This window comes from Gordonia alkaliphila (assembly GCF_023017165.1).
Taxonomy (GTDB): domain Bacteria; phylum Actinomycetota; class Actinomycetes; order Mycobacteriales; family Mycobacteriaceae; genus Gordonia; species Gordonia alkaliphila.
This window is the reverse complement of the sequence record NZ_JALKBW010000001.1, coordinates 2649299-2665375: the sequence shown is the minus strand read 5'-3', so window position 1 is coordinate 2665375 and position 16077 is coordinate 2649299. Positions and strand designations below refer to the sequence as shown.

Genomic DNA, 16077 nt, shown 5'->3' with positions numbered 1-16077 from the left:
CGACGATGCACGGATACACCGACGCCGACCTCTCCGCCGACGATCGGGAGATCGTTGCTGCCGCAGCCGATTTCGCGGACCGCAAGATCGCGCCCCACGCCCTGAAGTGGGATGCCGAGTCCCACTTCCCCGTCGACGAGCTGCGCCAGGCCGGGCAGCTCGGCATGGGCGCGATCTACTGCGACGTCGAGCACGGCGGCTCCGGCCTCCGTCGTCTCGACGGCGTACGGATCTTCGAGCAGCTCGCCTACGCCGATCCGGCGGTGGCGGCCTTCCTCTCGATCCACAACATGTGCGCCTGGATGGTCGACGCCTACGGCACCGATGCCCAACGCGCACAGTGGATTCCACGCCTGGCCACGCTCGACACCATTGCCAGCTACTGCCTCACCGAGCCCGGCGCGGGCTCGGATGCGGCGGCGCTGACCACCCGCGCTCGTCGCGACGGGGACGACTACGTCCTCGACGGGGTGAAGCAGTTCATCTCCGGCGGCGGCCGGTCGGACCTGTACGTGGTGATGGCTCGCACCGGTGAGGCCGGACCGAAGGGCATCTCCACCTTCCTGGTGGAGGCCGACAGTCCCGGCCTGAGCTTCGGCCCGTCCGAGGTCAAGATGGGCTGGCACGCCCAGCCCACCGCCCAGGTGATCATGGAGCAGGTGCGCGTCCCGGCGTCGAACCTGCTCGGCGCCGAGGAGGGTCGCGGCTTCGGTATCGCGATGAACGGCCTCAACGGCGGACGTCTGAACATCGCCGCCTGCTCGCTGGGCGGCGCGCAGGCCGCGTTCGACAAAGCGGCGTCGTACGTCGCCGACCGCAAGGCCTTCGGCAACGCGCTCCTGGACGAGCCCACCATCCGGTTCACGCTCGCCGAGATGGCGACCGCGCAGGCGGCCGCCCGGCTGCTGCTGGCGCGCGCCGCGCAGTCGCTCGACGACGGCGAGCCGGACAAGGTGGAGCGCTGCGCGATGGCCAAGCTCCACGTGACCGAGAACTGCCACCGGGTGGCCGATCAGGCGCTGCAGTTGCACGGCGGGTACGGCTATCTCCACGAGTACGGCGTGGAGAAAATCGTGCGAGATCTGCGCGTGCACCGCATTCTGGAGGGCACCAACGAAATCATGAAGGTGGTGATCGGGCGCGCCATCGCCGATCGCCACCACACCACACGACGATGACGGAGCAGCACATGACCATTGCATTTCTCGGGCTCGGCAATATGGGCGGCCCGATGGCGGCCAACCTGGTGAAGGCCGGCCACGACGTGATCGGCTTCGACCTCTCGCCGGCGGCCCGCGCCACCGCCGCCGAGCACGGTGTCGTGGTGGTCGAGGCCATCCCCGACGCGGTCTCCACCGCGGACACCATCATCACCATGCTGCCCAACGGCGCCATCGTGCGGAGCTGCTACGAAGAGCTGCTGCCCTTCGTGCCGACGGGTGCCCTGCTGATCGACTCGTCGACCATCTCGGTCGACGATGCGCGCGGCCTGCACACCCTGGCCGCCGAACGCGGTCTGGAGCAGATCGACGCCCCCGTCTCGGGCGGCGTCAAGGGTGCGACGGCGGGCACGCTCGCCTTCATGATCGGCGGCACCGACGAGGCCGTCAGCGCGGCCCGCTCGGTTCTGGACCCGATGGCCGGGAAGATCATCCACTGCGGCGGCTCCGGTGCCGGCCAGGCCGCCAAGCTGTGCAACAACATGCTGCTGGCCGTCCAGCAGATCGCGGTCGCCGAGGCCTTCACGCTCGCCGAAAAGCTCGGTCTGGCCGATCAGGCGCTCTACGACGTGATCACCGGCGCCACCGGCAACTGCTGGGCCATCGAGAGCAACTGCCCGGTGCCCGGCCCGGCACCCGCGTCCCCGGCGAACAACGATTTCGCTCCCGGTTTCGCGGCCGCGCTGATGAACAAGGACCTCGGTCTGGCGATGGACGCCGTGGTCTCCACCGGAGCTCGGGCACCGCTCGGCGAGCACGCGGCGCAGATCTACCGCGTCTTCTCCGACCGCTTCCCGAACCTGGACTTCAGCGCCGTGATCAACACCCTGCGCTGATTTCGCTCCGCGACGCCGGCGACTGCTGCTTCAGTAGTCGCCGGCGTCGCGGCGCAGCGAGTCGATCGCGCCGATCAGCGCGTGCACTTCGGCATCGTCCATGCCGGGCCGCGCGAAGACCTCGTCGTTGAGCACCACGGAGGCGCGCTCCACGAGCTCGCGCCCGGCATCGGTGATCTCCACCAGGGTCACCCGACCGTCGCTGGGGTGGGGTTCGCGGCGCACCAGCCCGGCGTCTTCGAGACGTCGGATGCCGTGCGTCACGCTGCTCACGTGCACCTGCAGTCGGTCGCTGGCCTTGGTGATCGGCAACGAACCCGAACGCGAGAAGGCCAGCAACCGCAGCAGCTCGAAGCGGGAGAAGCTCAGATCGAAGGGGCGCAGCGCTGCTTCCACGCGTGCCAGCAGAATCTGATGTGCGCGCATCACCGAGGTCACCGCGGTCATCCCGACGGCGGCGTCGGTCCAGCCCGCGCGTTCCCAGTTGGCGCGCGCGGCGGCGATCGGATCGTCGGCTGTCACACCCTCACCCGCCCGCGCTGTCGGGGACGTCGGGGCTGTCGGGCTCGCTCGCCAGGGCCCGCAGCACCGGCACCAGCTCGGCCAGCGCCTTGCCGCGGTGGCTGAGCGAATCCTTCTCCGCCGCAGTCAGTTCCGCGGACGTGCGCCCGGCCGCGAGGTGGTCGTCGGGGACGAACAGCGGGTCGTAGCCGAAGCCGCCCGCTCCGTGGAGCTCGGTGACGAGGCGGCCGCGCCACTCTCCGCGCGCCACCGCCGTCTCCCCCGCCGGGTGCACCAGCGCGCACACCGAGACGAAGGCCGCGCCGCGGCGTTCCGCGGGCTGCTCGCGCAGCTGCGCGAGGAGCAGGTCGTTGTTCGCCGCATCGCCGCGGCCGCCGCTCCACCGCGCCGACAACACGCCGGGCATGCCGTTGAGCGCGTCGACGGTGAGTCCGGAATCGTCGGCCAGCGTCGGCAGGCCGGTTGCCGCGACCCCGGCGCGGGCCTTGATCAGTGCGTTCTCCTCGAAGCTCGCACCGTCCTCGACCGGCTCCGGGTAGGCGTCGACGTCGCTCAGCCCGAGCACCGTCAGACCGGTGATACCGGCCGCCTCCACCACGCGGCGCAGCTCGGCCAGCTTCTTGGCATTGTTGCTGGCCAGCAGGACCTTGGTCATCGCAGGGTCACTCGGCGGACGGAAGCTCGCCGGGGTACGGCAGGGCCAGCGCCTCGCGCTGCGCGACGACGAGCCGATCCACGCCTTCCATGGCGACGTCGAGCAGCTTGTCGAGGGTGCCGCGCGGGAAGGTGGCCCCCTCGCCGGTGCCCTGGATCTCCACGAAGGTGCCGGCGTCGGTGGCCACCACGTTCATGTCGACCTCGGCGCGAGAGTCCTCCTCGTAGGGCAGGTCCAGGCGCACGCGCCCGTCCACCACGCCCACGCTGACGGCGGCGATGATGCAGCTCAGCGGCTGCGGGTCGGTCAGCTTGCCGGCCGCCCCGAGCCAGGTGACGGCGTCGGCCAGCGCCACGTAGGCGCCGGTGATGGCGGCGGTGCGGGTGCCGCCGTCGGCCTGCAGCACGTCGCAGTCGATGGCGATGGTGTTCTCACCGAGGGCGGCGAGATCGATGCACGCGCGCAGCGAGCGACCGATCAGGCGGCTGATCTCATGGGTGCGCCCACCGACCTTGCCGCGCACCGACTCTCGGCTCGACCGCTCGTGGGTCGCGCCGGGCAGCATGGCGTATTCGGCGGTGAGCCAGCCCTCCCCGGAACCCTTGCGCCAGCGCGGCACGCCCTCGGTGACCGACGCCGTGCACAGCACGCGGGTGTTGCCGAAGGCGACGAGAACCGATCCCGCCGGATTGCTGGTGAAACCTCGGGTGAAACTGATGGGCCGCAGCTCGTTGTCGGCGCGGCCGTCTGCTCGTGTGCTCACGTCGTCGATCCTATCGTGAGCCCGCGGCACGCACCGGGGGCGCCGGGAGCGTGCCGCCTCAGCCGGGGAAGGGCGGGCGCACTTCGATGACCTGCCCCTGGTGGACCACCTGCAGCGGGCCCTGATAGTTGGCGCTGGCCTCGTCGAGGATGGTGTCGACGTCGGTCCACGGCACGATGTGAGTCAGGGCCAGCGACCGCGCCCGCGCGCGGGTCGCGAGCATTCCGGCCTCCACCCCCGACAGGTGCATGTCCGGGGGGCGGACCGTCGGCTCATGCGTCCAGGAGGCTTCGCACAGGAACAGGTCCGCGTCCCCGGCCAGGTCGACGACGATGTCGGAGTAGCCGGTGTCGCCGCTGTAGGCGAAGACCTCCCCATCCGGACCGGTCACCCGCAGGCCGAACGTGCACGGCGGATGGTTGACCTGGAACGGTTCGATGTGCAGGCCGTTCAGCGTCACCGGCGATCGATCCACCCATTCGTGGACGTCGTAGGTGTCGGTGATGTCGTCGATCTCTCCCGGATACTCGGAGGAGGCGGCGCCGATCCGCAGGGCGGTGCCGGGCGGGCCGTACAGGTGCGAGCGTTCGGCCGCGGGAGTCGGCGCCCAGCGCCGCCACACCAGCATGGCCGGCAGATCCAGGCAGTGATCGGCGTGCAGGTGCGACAGCAGCACCGACACCTTGTTGGGGTCGGCGTGCTCCAGCAATTCCCCGAACACGCCGTGCCCGCAATCGATCAGCACGGGATCGTGACCTTCGGCCTGCAGCAGATAGCCCGAGCAGGCCGCGCCGGGCCCGTTCACACTGCCGGAGCACCCCAGGACCGTCAATCGCATGGGCTCCACTCTGCCACGCCGCCGCAGCCGCGCCGCGCCAAACCCCGGGCCTTCCTCAAATGGGGTCGCTCCCCGATCCCGCGGCTGCGGGTCACAGCTGGTCGACAGCGGCGATGAACGCGGCGGCCTTGGCCTCGAAGTTCACGTAGGCGTCGTAGCTCGGGGCGCCCGGAGACAGCAGCACCGCGTCGACGTCGAGCGCGGCCGCCGTCTGCACGGCGGCCGTCAGATCTGCGGCCGCATGCACGCGGTCGGGCTGCGCGGCCGCATAGTCCCGCCCGATCTCGGCGCCGTTGGACGGGATCTGAATCAGGTCCACCGCGCGTGCTCCGGACAGCAGGAAGTCGTCGAGCTCGCGATAGGAGATGCCCCGGTCCAGACCGCCGACGATCACCGCCACCCGCTGCTGCGCCGGCATCGCGGTCAGCGCCACCACCACGCTCTCCGCAGTGGTCGCCAAGGTGTCGTCGATCCAGCGTTTCCCGCCGACGGTGCGCACCACCTCGAGGCGATGCGGCAACGCGGTGAACGAGTCGAGCGCGTCGGAGATCTCCGCCGCGGTCAGCTGCCGCCCCAGCGAGGCTTCGACGGCGAGCACCGCCAACTGGCCGTTGGGCTGATTGTGCGGATACCGCATCGTCGACCGCGGATCGATGGTCTCGATCGCCGGCCACCGGTCGGCGATCGCCTCCTCGGTGAGGATCACCGGCGGGTAATCCACTGCGGGACCGGACAATGCGCGGAGCTGGGCCAGCGCCTCGTGTTCGCAGATCAGCGTCTGCGCTCCCCGATCGAAGATGCGGGCCTTGGCGCGCACGTACTCCTCGACGCCGCCGTGGAAGTCGAGATGGTCCTCGCCCAGGTTGGTGACCACCGCGATCCGCGGCGACCGCGCGATCGCCGCGCACTGCTGGCTGGAGATCTCCGCCACCACCGTCAGATCCGGATCGTCCGGCACGTCCAGCAGCGGCAGCCCGATGTTGCCCGCGGCCACGGCCGACCCGCCGACCCGGTTCAGCACGTGGGCGGCGAAGGAGACCGTGGTGCTCTTGCCCTTGGTCCCGGTCACGCCGATCACCGTGTCGGCCGCGGCCGACAGGAACAGGTCGGTGGCCGACGACATCGGCGTCGTCGACGCGCGCAGTTCCACCGCGACCGGATGGAACCAGGGCACCCCGGGGCTGACGAAGACGCGGTCGCAGGCGCGCAGCGCCGCCAGGTTCTCGTCTCCGGAGAGCAACCGGATCGGCGGCCCGAAGTCGGCGGCATCGGCGGGTAGCACGGAGTCGACGACGATCACCTCGTCGGCACCGCTGGCGACGGCCGTCTGCGCTACCGCACGACCTTCCCGGCCGAAGCCCCAGACGCCGACGCGGGCGCCGCCGAGCTCAGTGCGATACGAGCGCATCGAACACCGGCGAGTAGTGGGCGGGGACGTTGCCCGCGCCGACGATCGGCGCCTTGTTCGCGGCGATCTCGTCGAGCCGCGAACGCAGCCCGGACAGCTCGGACACCACGTCGTCGCCGCGCCAGGCGTCGTCGTCCATCAACTCGACGAAGGCCTCGGCGACCTCCGCGTAGTCGCCGACGCACTCGAACGGCTTGTGCTTGTCCAGTCCGGCCAGCTCGCGGTAGAGACCGAGGTTCGTCGCATGATCGAGCGGGTCGACGGCGAAGATCTCGGTGAGCCGCGCCTTGTCGATGCGCGGCGCCAGGATCACGAACACGAACAGGCACTTGGCGCATTCGCCGCACCAGCGCGCACGACGCCGCGTCGGGTCCAGCGCGAAGGAGCGGTTGCAGCTGATGAACACGTCGAAGTACTCGGGGTGATCGGCGAACCGCGCGGCGATCTCCGACTCGGGCAGCGCCCGCAGCAGGGAGAAGTAGCGGTCCGACGACATCCCGTACTCGGCCAGCGTCTTCCGCAGCAGCGTTTCGTAGACGATGCTCTTGGACCACTGGTGGTTGATGTCGAAGCCGTGCCACACCAGGTTCTCGATGTCGGCGGACTGCTCGTTGGAGAAGATCACCGAGCCCAGCCCCATCAGGTCCGCGGCGATCAGGCCCACCACGCTGTTGATCGCGGTGACCGGGATGTGCCCGTTGTAGGCGCCCGCGGCGTTGAGCTCACCGATCTTGGGGTCCAGGCGACGGCGCATGCGCACCGCCCGCAGACCGCTCACGCCGATGGTGTCGTCGATCGGCTGGTACTGGTTGACGCTGAACAGCACTGGCTCGAAGCCGCCGGCCTTGAGCGCCTCGATGGTGACGATGGAGTCCTTGCCGCCGCCGACCGCGACCAGCGGCGCCGCGCCGATGTCCCACGCGCGGGGCGCGGACTCGATCACCCGATCGGTCACCTGCTCGGCGACGAGAGTCGGCACCAGGGCGTCGGGCAGATCGTTCTCATAGGCGAACTCGCCGAGCCCGCCGCGGATCACCGCGGCCAGGTAGTCCACCTCGAACTGCGCCACCGGGAAGCGGATCTCGACCGTCGACGGTGCCGCCGTTTTGTAGTAGCTCACGCACGCCGACAGCGCGAGCAGACGCATGAGCGACGGATTCGGCGCACCGGTGGCGCCGGTGTCGGTGAAGTCGAAGACCTCGGTGAAGACGATCGGCTCGGCGTTCGGCCCCTCGAGCGCGTAGTGGGTTTCGATCCGACCGTCGGCGGCGTCGTAGCCGGTCAAGGCGAAAACGGTGAAGTCTTCGGGAGCAAAGGCCCTGGGCAACGTCATGTTTTCCAGCGTACCCGGTGGGTCACCGCGCCCCGGTCGTCACCTGCTCGAGCTGCCCGCGCGGTGCGCGACGGTCTGCGGAGGCCAGCATCCAGGCGGCCAGCACGCCGCCGATGGCGCCGAACAGGTGCCCCTGCCAGCTCACCGAGCCGCCCTGCGGCAGCACTCCCCACAGGGTCCCGCCGTAGACGACGAGCAGCGCGAGCCCGCCGAGCACCTGCAGGAAGCGCCGGTTGAACAGCCCGCGCACGATCAGATAGGTGAGCCAGCCGAAGATGATGCCGGAGGCGCCCACGGTGACGGTCCCGGCGGGCGCGATCAGCCACACCCCGAACCCGGATACCAGCCAGACCACCGCGGTCACCGCCAGGAAGCGGCCCGCCATGAGCAGGATGAAGCCCAGGATCGCGCCGGGAAGCACGTTGGCGATCAAGTGTGCGAAATCGACGTGCAGGAACGGCGCCCACAGGATGCCGGGTAGGCCGACACCGTCCGCGGCACGATGCCGTCCTGATCGAGCGAATAGTTCAGGGCGGCGTCGAAGGCTTCGACGACGAACAGGCCGACGACGATCACCGCCATGATCACCGCGTTGCGCTGCCACCGGGGCCACGCCGCAGGTGCGGGCGCGGTGTCGGTCATGGTGTCTCGCGCGGGGGTGTCTGGCGCGAGGGGGTCTCGCGCAGCGCCGAGCCGAGCACGTCCCGGTAGGCCGGTACGGTGCCGACCGCGGTGGCGGCGAGCACCGCGGACACCACCGCGCGCTGGGTCACCGTCGCGGCCGCCGCGCACAGTGCCGCGACGACGGGTGCGTCCGCGCTCATCCCCGGCGGCATCGGCACGGCCGACTCCGGATCGGCGGTCGCCGTCCCGGTGGCCACCGCGAACAGCGTGTCGCCGTCCATCGGCGAGTGCGCCGGCCGGATCGCCCGGGCCAGGCCGTCGTGCCCGGACATCGCCAGGCGGCGGGTGTCGGCCACCGACAGCCGTGCGTCGGTCGCGATCACCCCGATCGTCGTGTTCAGGACGGTGCCCTTGGCCAGCAGCGCCGCGTGCGCGGCCACCTCGGCCGGATCGGGGTCGACGAGTCCGTGGTGGACCAGGTCGTCGCGTCCCCAGGGCAGGCCGGTGTCCGGGTCGATCACCGCGCCGACCGGGTTGGCCACCACCAGCGCGCCGACGGTCATGCCGCGGGCGGGGCCCTCGTCGAGGGTCGACGACGCGGTGCCCACGCCGCCCTTGAGCGCACCGGCCCGCGCGCCGGTTCCGGCGCCGACGGTGCCGATCGCGAAGTCCGCGGTCGCCGCGCCCAGCGCATACGCACCGGCGCCCGCGCCCGGGCGTTGCGCCCAGCCGCCGACCGGCAGGTCGAAGATCACCGCGGCCGGCACGATCGGCACCACGTGGCCCAGCAGATCCATCGGCAGCCCGCGACCGGCTTTCTCCAACGCCTCCATCACGCCTTCGGCGGCGGCCAGCCCGTAGGCGCTGCCGCCGGTGAGAACGATCGCGTGGGCGCCGAGCACGGTGTTCACCGGATCGAGCAGGTCGGTCTCGCGGGTCCCCGGACCGCCGCCGCGGACGTCGACCGCGGTGGTCGCGCCGTCGGGTACCGCCACCACCGTGGTCCCGGTGGCCCAGCCGGCCCCGGCCTCAGTGAGCGTGCCGATCGTCACCTCGGCGTCGAGTCGCTGCCAGTGGCCCACCGTCATCCCGGCCACGTCGGAGAGGCGATCTCCCGGGCGCGACGGCACTCCCGCGGCGGTCACGGCGCCATCAGGGCTTCGACGAGCAGTTCCTGCACCACGGTCAGCCACTGGTAGACGTCGAAGTGTCCGGCGTGCGGATCCTCCGGGTCGGGACACTGGTAGTCGTCGGTGATGCCGAGCATCGCCCCCAGGGCCAGCCGCACGTCGTTCAGCGCGGTGAGCCACTCGTGCGCCTCGTCGCAGGTGAGGGCCACATCGCCGCCGCCGTCGGGCAGCGTGTCGAGCACCACGCGCCCGGCTTCGAGTTTGGCGGCGATGATCTGCGGCTCGTTGAGGCTGCGCAGGGCGCCGTTGACGTCGGCCACCACGGTGCCGACCGCCCACAGCTCGTCCTGGTCGGGACGGTGAAAGTCCGGCAGCAGACGGCCCAGCGTCAGATCGCGCGGCGCGGTGGTGTGCCCGGTCCGGATGCCGGTGAGCTCACTCAGCGCGTCCTGCGGGGCCGACGTGTCCCGTTCGGTGAGGATCTCCGTGGTCGAATGCACCATCGAGGCGATCAGCTGACACTCGTAGGTCTCCAGGTTGGAGCAGATCCGCAGTTCGTCGCCGCTGCCCCGGCGGGACCACGTCCGCATCAGGAATCGTGCTGCATCGTCGCCCACAGACCGGCCGCATGCAGCTTGCGGACGTCGCCTTCCATCTGCGCGCGGTCCCCGGCGGAGACCACGGCCTTGCCCTCGTGATGCACCTGCAGCATCAGCTGATTCGCCTTCGGCTCGGAATAGCCGAAGACCTTCTGGAAGACGTAGGAGACGTAGTTCATCAGATTAACCGGATCGTCCCAGACGATCGTCACCCAGGGGCGATCCACTACGGCTACGGGTTCGGCGACCGCCGTACCGGTGCCGGTACCGGGTGCCGCTTCTTCAAGCGCCATGAGTTATAGGGTAGCGAACGTGACCAGTACCGCGCTGCTGACCGATCAGTACGAGCTCACCATGGTCTCCGCGGCGCTGGCCGCCGGGACCGCGGACCGACGGTGCGTCTTCGAGGTCTTCGCCCGACGACTGCCGGACGGCCGCCGCTACGGCGTGGTGGCCGGCACCGAACGACTCCTCGACGCGCTCGCCGACTTCCGCTTCGGCCCGGCCGAGCGCGACGCCGTCCGCGACGTGGTCGACGAGCGCACCCTCGACTGGTTGACGGACTACCGCTTCACCGGCGACATCGACGGCTACGCCGAGGGCGAGCTGTACTTCCCCGGCTCCCCCGTGCTGACCGTGCGCGGCGGCTTCGCCGAGGCCGTGATCCTGGAGACCCTCACCCTGTCGATCCTCAACCACGACAGCGCGATCGCCTCGGCCGCGGCGCGCATGGTCTCGGCCGCCGCCGGCCGGCCGATCATCGAGATGGGCTCGCGCCGCACCCACGAGCGCGCGGCCGTCTCCGCCTCGCGCGCCGCCTACCTGGCCGGCCTCACCGCCACCAGCAACATGGAGGCCGCCCGCACCTACCGCGTGCCGAGCGCGGGCACCGCGGCGCACGCCTGGACGCTGCTGTTCGCCGACGCCGACGGCCCCGACGAGCGCGCCGCCTTCGCCGCCCAGATCGCGCAGTACGGCACCGACACCACGCTGCTGGTGGACACGTACGACATCACCGCCGGTGTGCGCAATGCCATCGAGGTGGCCGGGCCCGACCTGTACGCGGTGCGCATCGACTCCGGCGATCTCGGCGTGCTGGCCCGGCAGGTACGTCAGCAACTCGACGACTTGGGCGCCACGTCGACCAAGATCGTGGTCTCCGGCGACCTCGACGAGTACGCGATCGCCTCGCTGCGCGCCGAGCCCGTCGACGTCTACGGCGTCGGCACGTCCCTGGTGACCGGCAGCGGCGCCCCGACCGCGGGCATGGTCTACAAACTGGTCGAGGTCGACGGCGTGCCCGTCGCCAAACGCTCCAGCAACAAGCAGAGCCAGGGCGGCGCCAAGCGCGCGGTGCGTACCGCCCGCGACACCGGCACCGTGGTCGAGGAGATCCTGTACCGCGACGGCACCGAACTCCCCGACTCGGTCGCGGGTAGCCTGAATACGCGTGCACTGCAGATCCCGCTGGTCCGCGGCGGCGATCGGGCGGCCGACGTTCCCACGCTCAGCGAGGCGCGCAGCCACCTGGCGCGCGGCCTGGTGAGTCTGCCGTGGGAGGGGCTCGGTCTCAGTCACGGCGATCCGGCGATCGGCACGCGCTACCTCAACCCACCGGAGGCCCCATGAGTCACGCTGCGCACCGCGCGCTGATCGTCGTCGACGTCCAGAACGACTTCTGCGAGGGCGGCTCCCTGGCCGTGCGCGGCGGCGGCGCCGTCGCCGGCGCCTGCACGCAGCTGATGCCCGAGTACTCGACGGTGGTCGCCACCCGCGACTATCACATCGATCCGGGCGAGCACTTCTCCGCCACCCCCGACTTCGTCGACTCCTGGCCGCCGCACTGCGTGGCCCACACCGACGGGGTGGGTTTTCACCCGGAGCTCGACACCGAGCCCTTCGCCGCGGTCTTCTCCAAGGGCGCCTACAGCGCCGCCTACTCCGGCTTCGAGGGTGCCGACGCCGACGGCACGTCGCTGGCCGACTGGCTGCGCCGGCACCGCATCACCGCGGTCGACGTGGTGGGCCTCGCCGCCGACCACTGCGTGCGCGCCACCGCCCTCGACGCCGCACGCGCGGGCCTGACCACGCGCGTGTTGCTCAACTTCACCGCCGCGATCTCGCCGACCACGTGGGCGCGCGCCGAGGACGAGCTGCGCGCCGCGGGCGTCGAGTTCGACGGCGAGCTGCTGTACACGGGCGCCGACAGCGAGTGAGCTCCCTCCCCGACGTCCCCTCCCTCCTGGCCTCCGCGGTGACCGCGCTCGGCGGTGCCGAGCGCGCCGGACAGATCGCGATGGCCACCGCGGTGGCCGAGGCCATCGACGACGGCCACCACCTGGCCGTGCAGGCGGGCACCGGCACCGGTAAGTCGCTGGCCTACCTGGTACCGGCCCTCCGGCACGCCGTCGACACCGGCGAGACCGTGGTGGTCTCCACCGCGACCATCGCTCTGCAGCGCCAGCTGACCGACCGCGACCTGCCTCGCCTCAGCGACGCGGTGACCGGTCCGCTGGGCCGCACGCCCGCCTTCGCCATCTTGAAGGGGCGCGCGAACTACCTATGCCTCAACAAGATTCACTCCGGCGCCGCCGAGGAACCGGAGACCGAGCTGTTCGACGCCTTCGAACTGTCGCGCATGGGCCGCGACATCACGCGGCTGCGGGAATGGTCGTCGGACACCGAGACCGGGGACCGGGACGACCTGAGCCCCGGCGTCGACAATCGGTCCTGGCGCCAGGTCAGCGTGAGCTCCCGCGAGTGCATCGGCGCCGTCGCCTGCCAGTTCGGCGAGGACTGCTTCGCCGAGGCCGCCCGCCGTCGTGCCGCGGAGGCCGACGTGGTGGTGACCAACCACGCCATGCTCGCCATCGACGCGATGAGCCCGGCCACCATCCTCCCCGAGCACCGAGTAGTGGTGATCGACGAGGCCCACGAGCTGGTCGACCGCATCACGTCGGTCTCGACCGAGGAGATCTCCGGCGTCGGCCTCACCTATGTGAGTCGCCGCGCGGGCAAACTCCTCTCCACCGAGACCGCCGAGACACTCGCCGGCGTGGCCGAGCAGCTCGAGATCCTGCTCGACGAGGCGCGGGTCGGCGAGTGGACCCGACTGCCCGGCGGGGCCGCGGAACTGCTCGCCGGTCTACGCGACCGACTCTGGGAGGCGCGCACCGAGATCGCCCCGAGCTCCGGCGGCGCTGGTGCGTCCGCCGGCGACCCGGACGCCGCCGCGGCCCGCCAGATGGCGATCAGCGCGATCGAGAACCTGCACGACACCGCCGTCCGGATCCTCGGCGTCTTCGCCGAAGCCGACGTGACCAAACGGCGCGACGTGGTGTGGGTGGCGGAGGAACGGCTGCGCGGCGGCGACACCCGTCGCTCGTTGTACATCGCACCGCTGTCGGTGGCCGGGCTGCTGCGCACGTCGCTGTTCACCGACTCCACCGTGATCCTCACGTCGGCGACGCTGACCATCGGCGGCAACTTCAACGCGTTGGCCCGCACCTGGGGGCTGCCGCCGCACGAGAACCCCGACGAAACCGCCGCTGTGAAGGGCTCGGGAGCCAAGAGCACCGGCGGCCAGACGGCCGAGGGTAAGGACAAGGTCGCCGAGTTCGCGGGCGCGAGTCAGAAGATCTGGCACGGCCTCGACGTCGGTTCCCCGTTCGACTATCCGCGCGCCGCCATCCTCTACGTGGCCCGCAAGCTCGCCCCGCCCGGCCGCGACGGCCCGGCTCCGGCCACCCTCGACGAGATGGTCGAGCTCATTACCGCGGCAGGCGGACGCACCCTGGGGCTGTTCTCCTCGATGCGCGCGGCCACCCAGGCCGCCGAGGCGCTGCGCGAGCGCGTGCCCTTCCCCATCCTCTGCCAGGGCGAGGACACCACGTCGACGCTGATCGAGAAATTCGCGGCCGACGAGCCCACCTGCCTGTTCGGCACGCTGTCGCTGTGGCAGGGCGTCGACGTCCCCGGCCCGTCGCTGCGCCTGGTGATGATCGACCGCATCCCGTTCCCGCGGCCCGACGACCCGCTGCTGGCCGCACGGCAACGCGACATCGATGCGCACGGCGGCAACGGCTTCCTGGCCGTCTCCGCCAATCACGCCGCGCTGCTGCTCGCGCAGGGTGCGGGCCGACTGCTGCGGTCCGACGGTGATCGCGGCGTGGTGGCCGTGCTCGACTCCCGGCTCGCCACCGCCCGCTACGGCGGCTACCTCGTGGCCGGGCTGCCGCCGTTCTGGCGCACCACCGACCCCGCGCCGGTCCGCGCCGCCCTGCGTCGGCTCGCCGCGGGCACCCCGCGATCGTGAGCGATCGCGCGCCGATCTGGGAACGACAGGGATCCTTTCCCCGGTCCGAGGGCGACGGCACCGATTTCGCCGTGTGGGCGCCCAATGCCCGCGCGGTGACCGTCTTCGGCGACTTCGACGACTGGCGGGGCGTCGACCATCCGATGACCCGCGACGCCGACGGCGTGTGGTCGGCCACCGTCACCGACGCCGGCCCCGGAACGCAGTACAAGTACCGCATCACCGGCGCCGACGGGGTGGTCCGCGACAAGGCCGATCCGCTGGCCCGCGCGGCGCAGTGCCCGCCGGAGACCGCCTCGGTGGTCACCGCCCCGTCGTCGTACGTCTGGCACGACGACGCCTGGCTGGACCACCGCGCGTCCGTCGACCACGCGGCCGCACCGATGTCGGTCTACGAGGTGCACCTGCCGTCGTGGCGGCCCGGCCTGGGGTATCGCGAGGTCGCCGTCGACCTGGCCGACCACGCGGTGGCCCACGGCTTCACCCACGTCCAGTTGATGCCGATCACCGAGCATCCCTTCGGCGGCTCGTGGGGCTATCAGGTCGGTTCGTTCTTCGCCCCGACCGCGCGGCTGGGGACGCCGGACGACTTCCGATTCCTGGTGGACCATCTGCACGGCCGCGGTCTGAGTGTGCTGCTCGACTGGGTGCCCGCCCACTTCCCGAAGGATCCGTTCGCGCTCGGCCGCTTCGACGGCACCCCGCTCTACGAGCACGCCGACCCGCTGCGCCGCGAACAACCCGACTGGGGCACCTACGCGTTCAATCTGGGCCGCGCCGAGATCCGCGAGTTCCTGATCGCCAGCGCCGTCTACTGGTGCACCGAGTTCCATCTCGACGGTCTGCGCGTGGACGCCGTCGCCGCCATGCTCTACCTGGACTACTCCCGCGAACCCGGCCAGTGGCGGCCCAACGCGCGCGGCACCCACGAGAACGACGAGGCCGTCGACTTCCTGCGCGCGCTGAACGACGCCGTGCACCGCACGGCCGGCGGCGCGGTGATGATCGCCGAGGAGTCGACGGCATGGCCGGGGGTCACCGCGCCCACCGCCCGCGGCGGCCTCGGCTTCGACTACAAGTGGAATCTCGGCTGGATGAACGACGTCCTCGACTTCGTCTCCCGCCCGCACGCCGAGCGTCGTCGAGCACAGGAACGCCTGGTCTTCTCGCTCACCTACGCGACCGCCGAGCGCTTCGTCCTGCCGCTCAGCCACGACGAGGTGGTGCACGGCAAGGGCACGCTGTGGTCGCGACTGCCGGAGGGGTCCGATCGGGCCGCCGGCGTCCGCGCTCTGCTCGCGTACCAGTGGACGCACCCCGGAGCCAAGCTGCTGTTCATGGGGCAGGAGTTCGGGCAGAGGGGCGAATGGTCCGACGTCGACGGCCCCGCCTGGGGGCTGCTCGACGATCCGCAGCACGCCGGCATCGCACAGGTCGTCGCCGACCTCAATCGGCTCTATCGCGAGTACCCCGCGCTGCACGCCCGGGACAACGACGCCGACGGCTTCTCCTGGCTCGACGCGACCGACACCACCAACAGCGTGATCGGCTTCCTACGCCTGGGCGCGCAGCCGACCGCCCCCGGTCAGACGGTGGCCTGCGTCTTCAACTTCTCCGACCGCGATCTGCACGACTACCGGCTCGGGCTCCCCCGCACCGGCCGCTGGCGCGAGATCTGCAACACCGGGGCCCTCGATTACGCCGGTCGCGGCGTCGGCAATCTCGGCGCGGTGCACACCGAACCGGTGCCGAGCCACGGCCGCCCGGTGAGCGCACGCTTCACCCTGCCCGCCGAGTCCGCGGTCTTCTTCACCCCGGAGTGAATCAGTGCCCA

General features: G+C 71.2%; 15 protein-coding genes and 1 pseudogene. 6 read left to right on the top strand and 10 right to left on the bottom strand.

Going from position 1 to position 16077, the window contains the following annotated elements; translation table 11 throughout:
• The first annotated feature begins 5 nt into the window (after positions 1 to 5).
• Both MUG78_RS12085 and mmsB read left to right on the top strand, forming a co-directional pair.
• Positions 6 to 1178 carry an acyl-CoA dehydrogenase family protein gene (locus MUG78_RS12085; RefSeq protein ID WP_246995112.1) on the top strand — a complete coding sequence of 391 codons (1173 nt, stop codon included), beginning with the start codon at positions 6 to 8 and terminating at the stop codon, positions 1176 to 1178.
• A gap of 11 nt (positions 1179 to 1189) precedes the next feature.
• On the top strand, positions 1190 to 2056 hold the full coding sequence (mmsB, locus tag MUG78_RS12080; RefSeq protein ID WP_246995110.1) for a 3-hydroxyisobutyrate dehydrogenase: 867 nt from the start codon (positions 1190 to 1192) through the stop codon (positions 2054 to 2056).
• Positions 2057 to 2086: 30 nt separating this feature from the next.
• On the opposite strand, the gene MUG78_RS12075 is transcribed toward mmsB, so the two are convergent.
• The 10 genes and pseudogenes from MUG78_RS12075 to clpS all read right to left on the bottom strand — a co-directional run bounded on the left by MUG78_RS12075 (position 2087) and on the right by clpS (position 10221).
• Complete coding sequence (locus tag MUG78_RS12075) at positions 2087 to 2578, bottom strand: MarR family transcriptional regulator (RefSeq protein WP_246995108.1); 492 nt, start codon at positions 2576 to 2578, stop codon at positions 2087 to 2089.
• A 4-nt stretch (positions 2579 to 2582) separates the two neighbouring features.
• Entirely contained in the window at positions 2583 to 3233 is a 651-nt protein-coding gene (gene rdgB, locus MUG78_RS12070) for an RdgB/HAM1 family non-canonical purine NTP pyrophosphatase (protein ID WP_246995106.1), read from the bottom strand.
• A gap of 7 nt (positions 3234 to 3240) precedes the next feature.
• Entirely contained in the window at positions 3241 to 3996 is a 756-nt protein-coding gene (gene rph, locus MUG78_RS12065) for a ribonuclease PH (RefSeq protein ID WP_246995104.1), read from the bottom strand.
• Between the two features lie 58 nt (positions 3997 to 4054).
• Positions 4055 to 4834, bottom strand: a complete 780-nt coding sequence (locus tag MUG78_RS12060) for a cyclic nucleotide-degrading phosphodiesterase (protein WP_246995102.1) — start codon at positions 4832 to 4834, stop codon at positions 4055 to 4057.
• A gap of 91 nt (positions 4835 to 4925) precedes the next feature.
• Positions 4926 to 6242: a UDP-N-acetylmuramoyl-L-alanine--D-glutamate ligase gene (gene murD, locus MUG78_RS12055; RefSeq protein ID WP_246995100.1), complete on the bottom strand. Its 1317-nt coding sequence runs from the start codon at positions 6240 to 6242 to the stop codon at positions 4926 to 4928.
• The gene (locus tag MUG78_RS12050) at positions 6223 to 7575 is read right to left on the bottom strand and encodes a MurL-like N-terminal domain-containing (protein WP_246995098.1); all 1353 of its coding nucleotides are present in this window, start codon (positions 7573 to 7575) and stop codon (positions 6223 to 6225) included. Before MUG78_RS12050 ends, murD begins: the two co-directional genes overlap by 20 nt.
• Positions 7576 to 7597: 22 nt before the next feature.
• Positions 7598 to 8217: pseudogene (locus MUG78_RS12045) on the bottom strand (rhomboid family intramembrane serine protease).
• Complete coding sequence (locus tag MUG78_RS12040) at positions 8214 to 9344, bottom strand: P1 family peptidase (RefSeq protein ID WP_246995096.1); 1131 nt, start codon at positions 9342 to 9344, stop codon at positions 8214 to 8216. Before MUG78_RS12040 ends, MUG78_RS12045 begins: the two are co-directional and overlap by 4 nt.
• Positions 9341 to 9919 (bottom strand): oxidative stress transcriptional regulator AosR, encoded by a 579-nt coding sequence (gene aosR, locus MUG78_RS12035; protein WP_246995094.1) that lies wholly within the window; start codon positions 9917 to 9919, stop codon positions 9341 to 9343. Before aosR ends, MUG78_RS12040 begins: the two co-directional genes overlap by 4 nt.
• On the bottom strand, positions 9919 to 10221 hold the full coding sequence (gene clpS, locus MUG78_RS12030; RefSeq protein ID WP_246995092.1) for an ATP-dependent Clp protease adapter ClpS: 303 nt from the start codon (positions 10219 to 10221) through the stop codon (positions 9919 to 9921). Before clpS ends, aosR begins: the two co-directional genes overlap by 1 nt.
• A 19-nt stretch (positions 10222 to 10240) precedes the next feature.
• Here clpS and MUG78_RS12025 point away from each other — a divergent pair, with 19 nt between their 5' ends.
• Genes MUG78_RS12025 through glgB form a run of 4 tightly spaced genes read left to right on the top strand, consistent with a single transcriptional unit; the run spans position 10241 to position 16066 of the window.
• Positions 10241 to 11557 (top strand): nicotinate phosphoribosyltransferase, encoded by a 1317-nt coding sequence (locus tag MUG78_RS12025; protein ID WP_246995090.1) that lies wholly within the window; start codon positions 10241 to 10243, stop codon positions 11555 to 11557.
• Positions 11554 to 12144 (top strand): isochorismatase family protein, encoded by a 591-nt coding sequence (locus tag MUG78_RS12020; protein ID WP_246995088.1) that lies wholly within the window; start codon positions 11554 to 11556, stop codon positions 12142 to 12144. Before MUG78_RS12025 ends, MUG78_RS12020 begins: the two co-directional genes overlap by 4 nt.
• Entirely contained in the window at positions 12141 to 14243 is a 2103-nt protein-coding gene (locus MUG78_RS12015; protein ID WP_246995085.1) for an ATP-dependent DNA helicase, read from the top strand. Before MUG78_RS12020 ends, MUG78_RS12015 begins: the two co-directional genes overlap by 4 nt.
• Positions 14240 to 16066, top strand: a complete 1827-nt coding sequence (glgB, locus tag MUG78_RS12010; RefSeq protein ID WP_246995083.1) for a 1,4-alpha-glucan branching protein GlgB — start codon at positions 14240 to 14242, stop codon at positions 16064 to 16066. The genes MUG78_RS12015 and glgB overlap by 4 nt, the downstream gene beginning before the upstream one ends.
• The last annotated feature ends 11 nt before the right edge of the window (positions 16067 to 16077 follow it).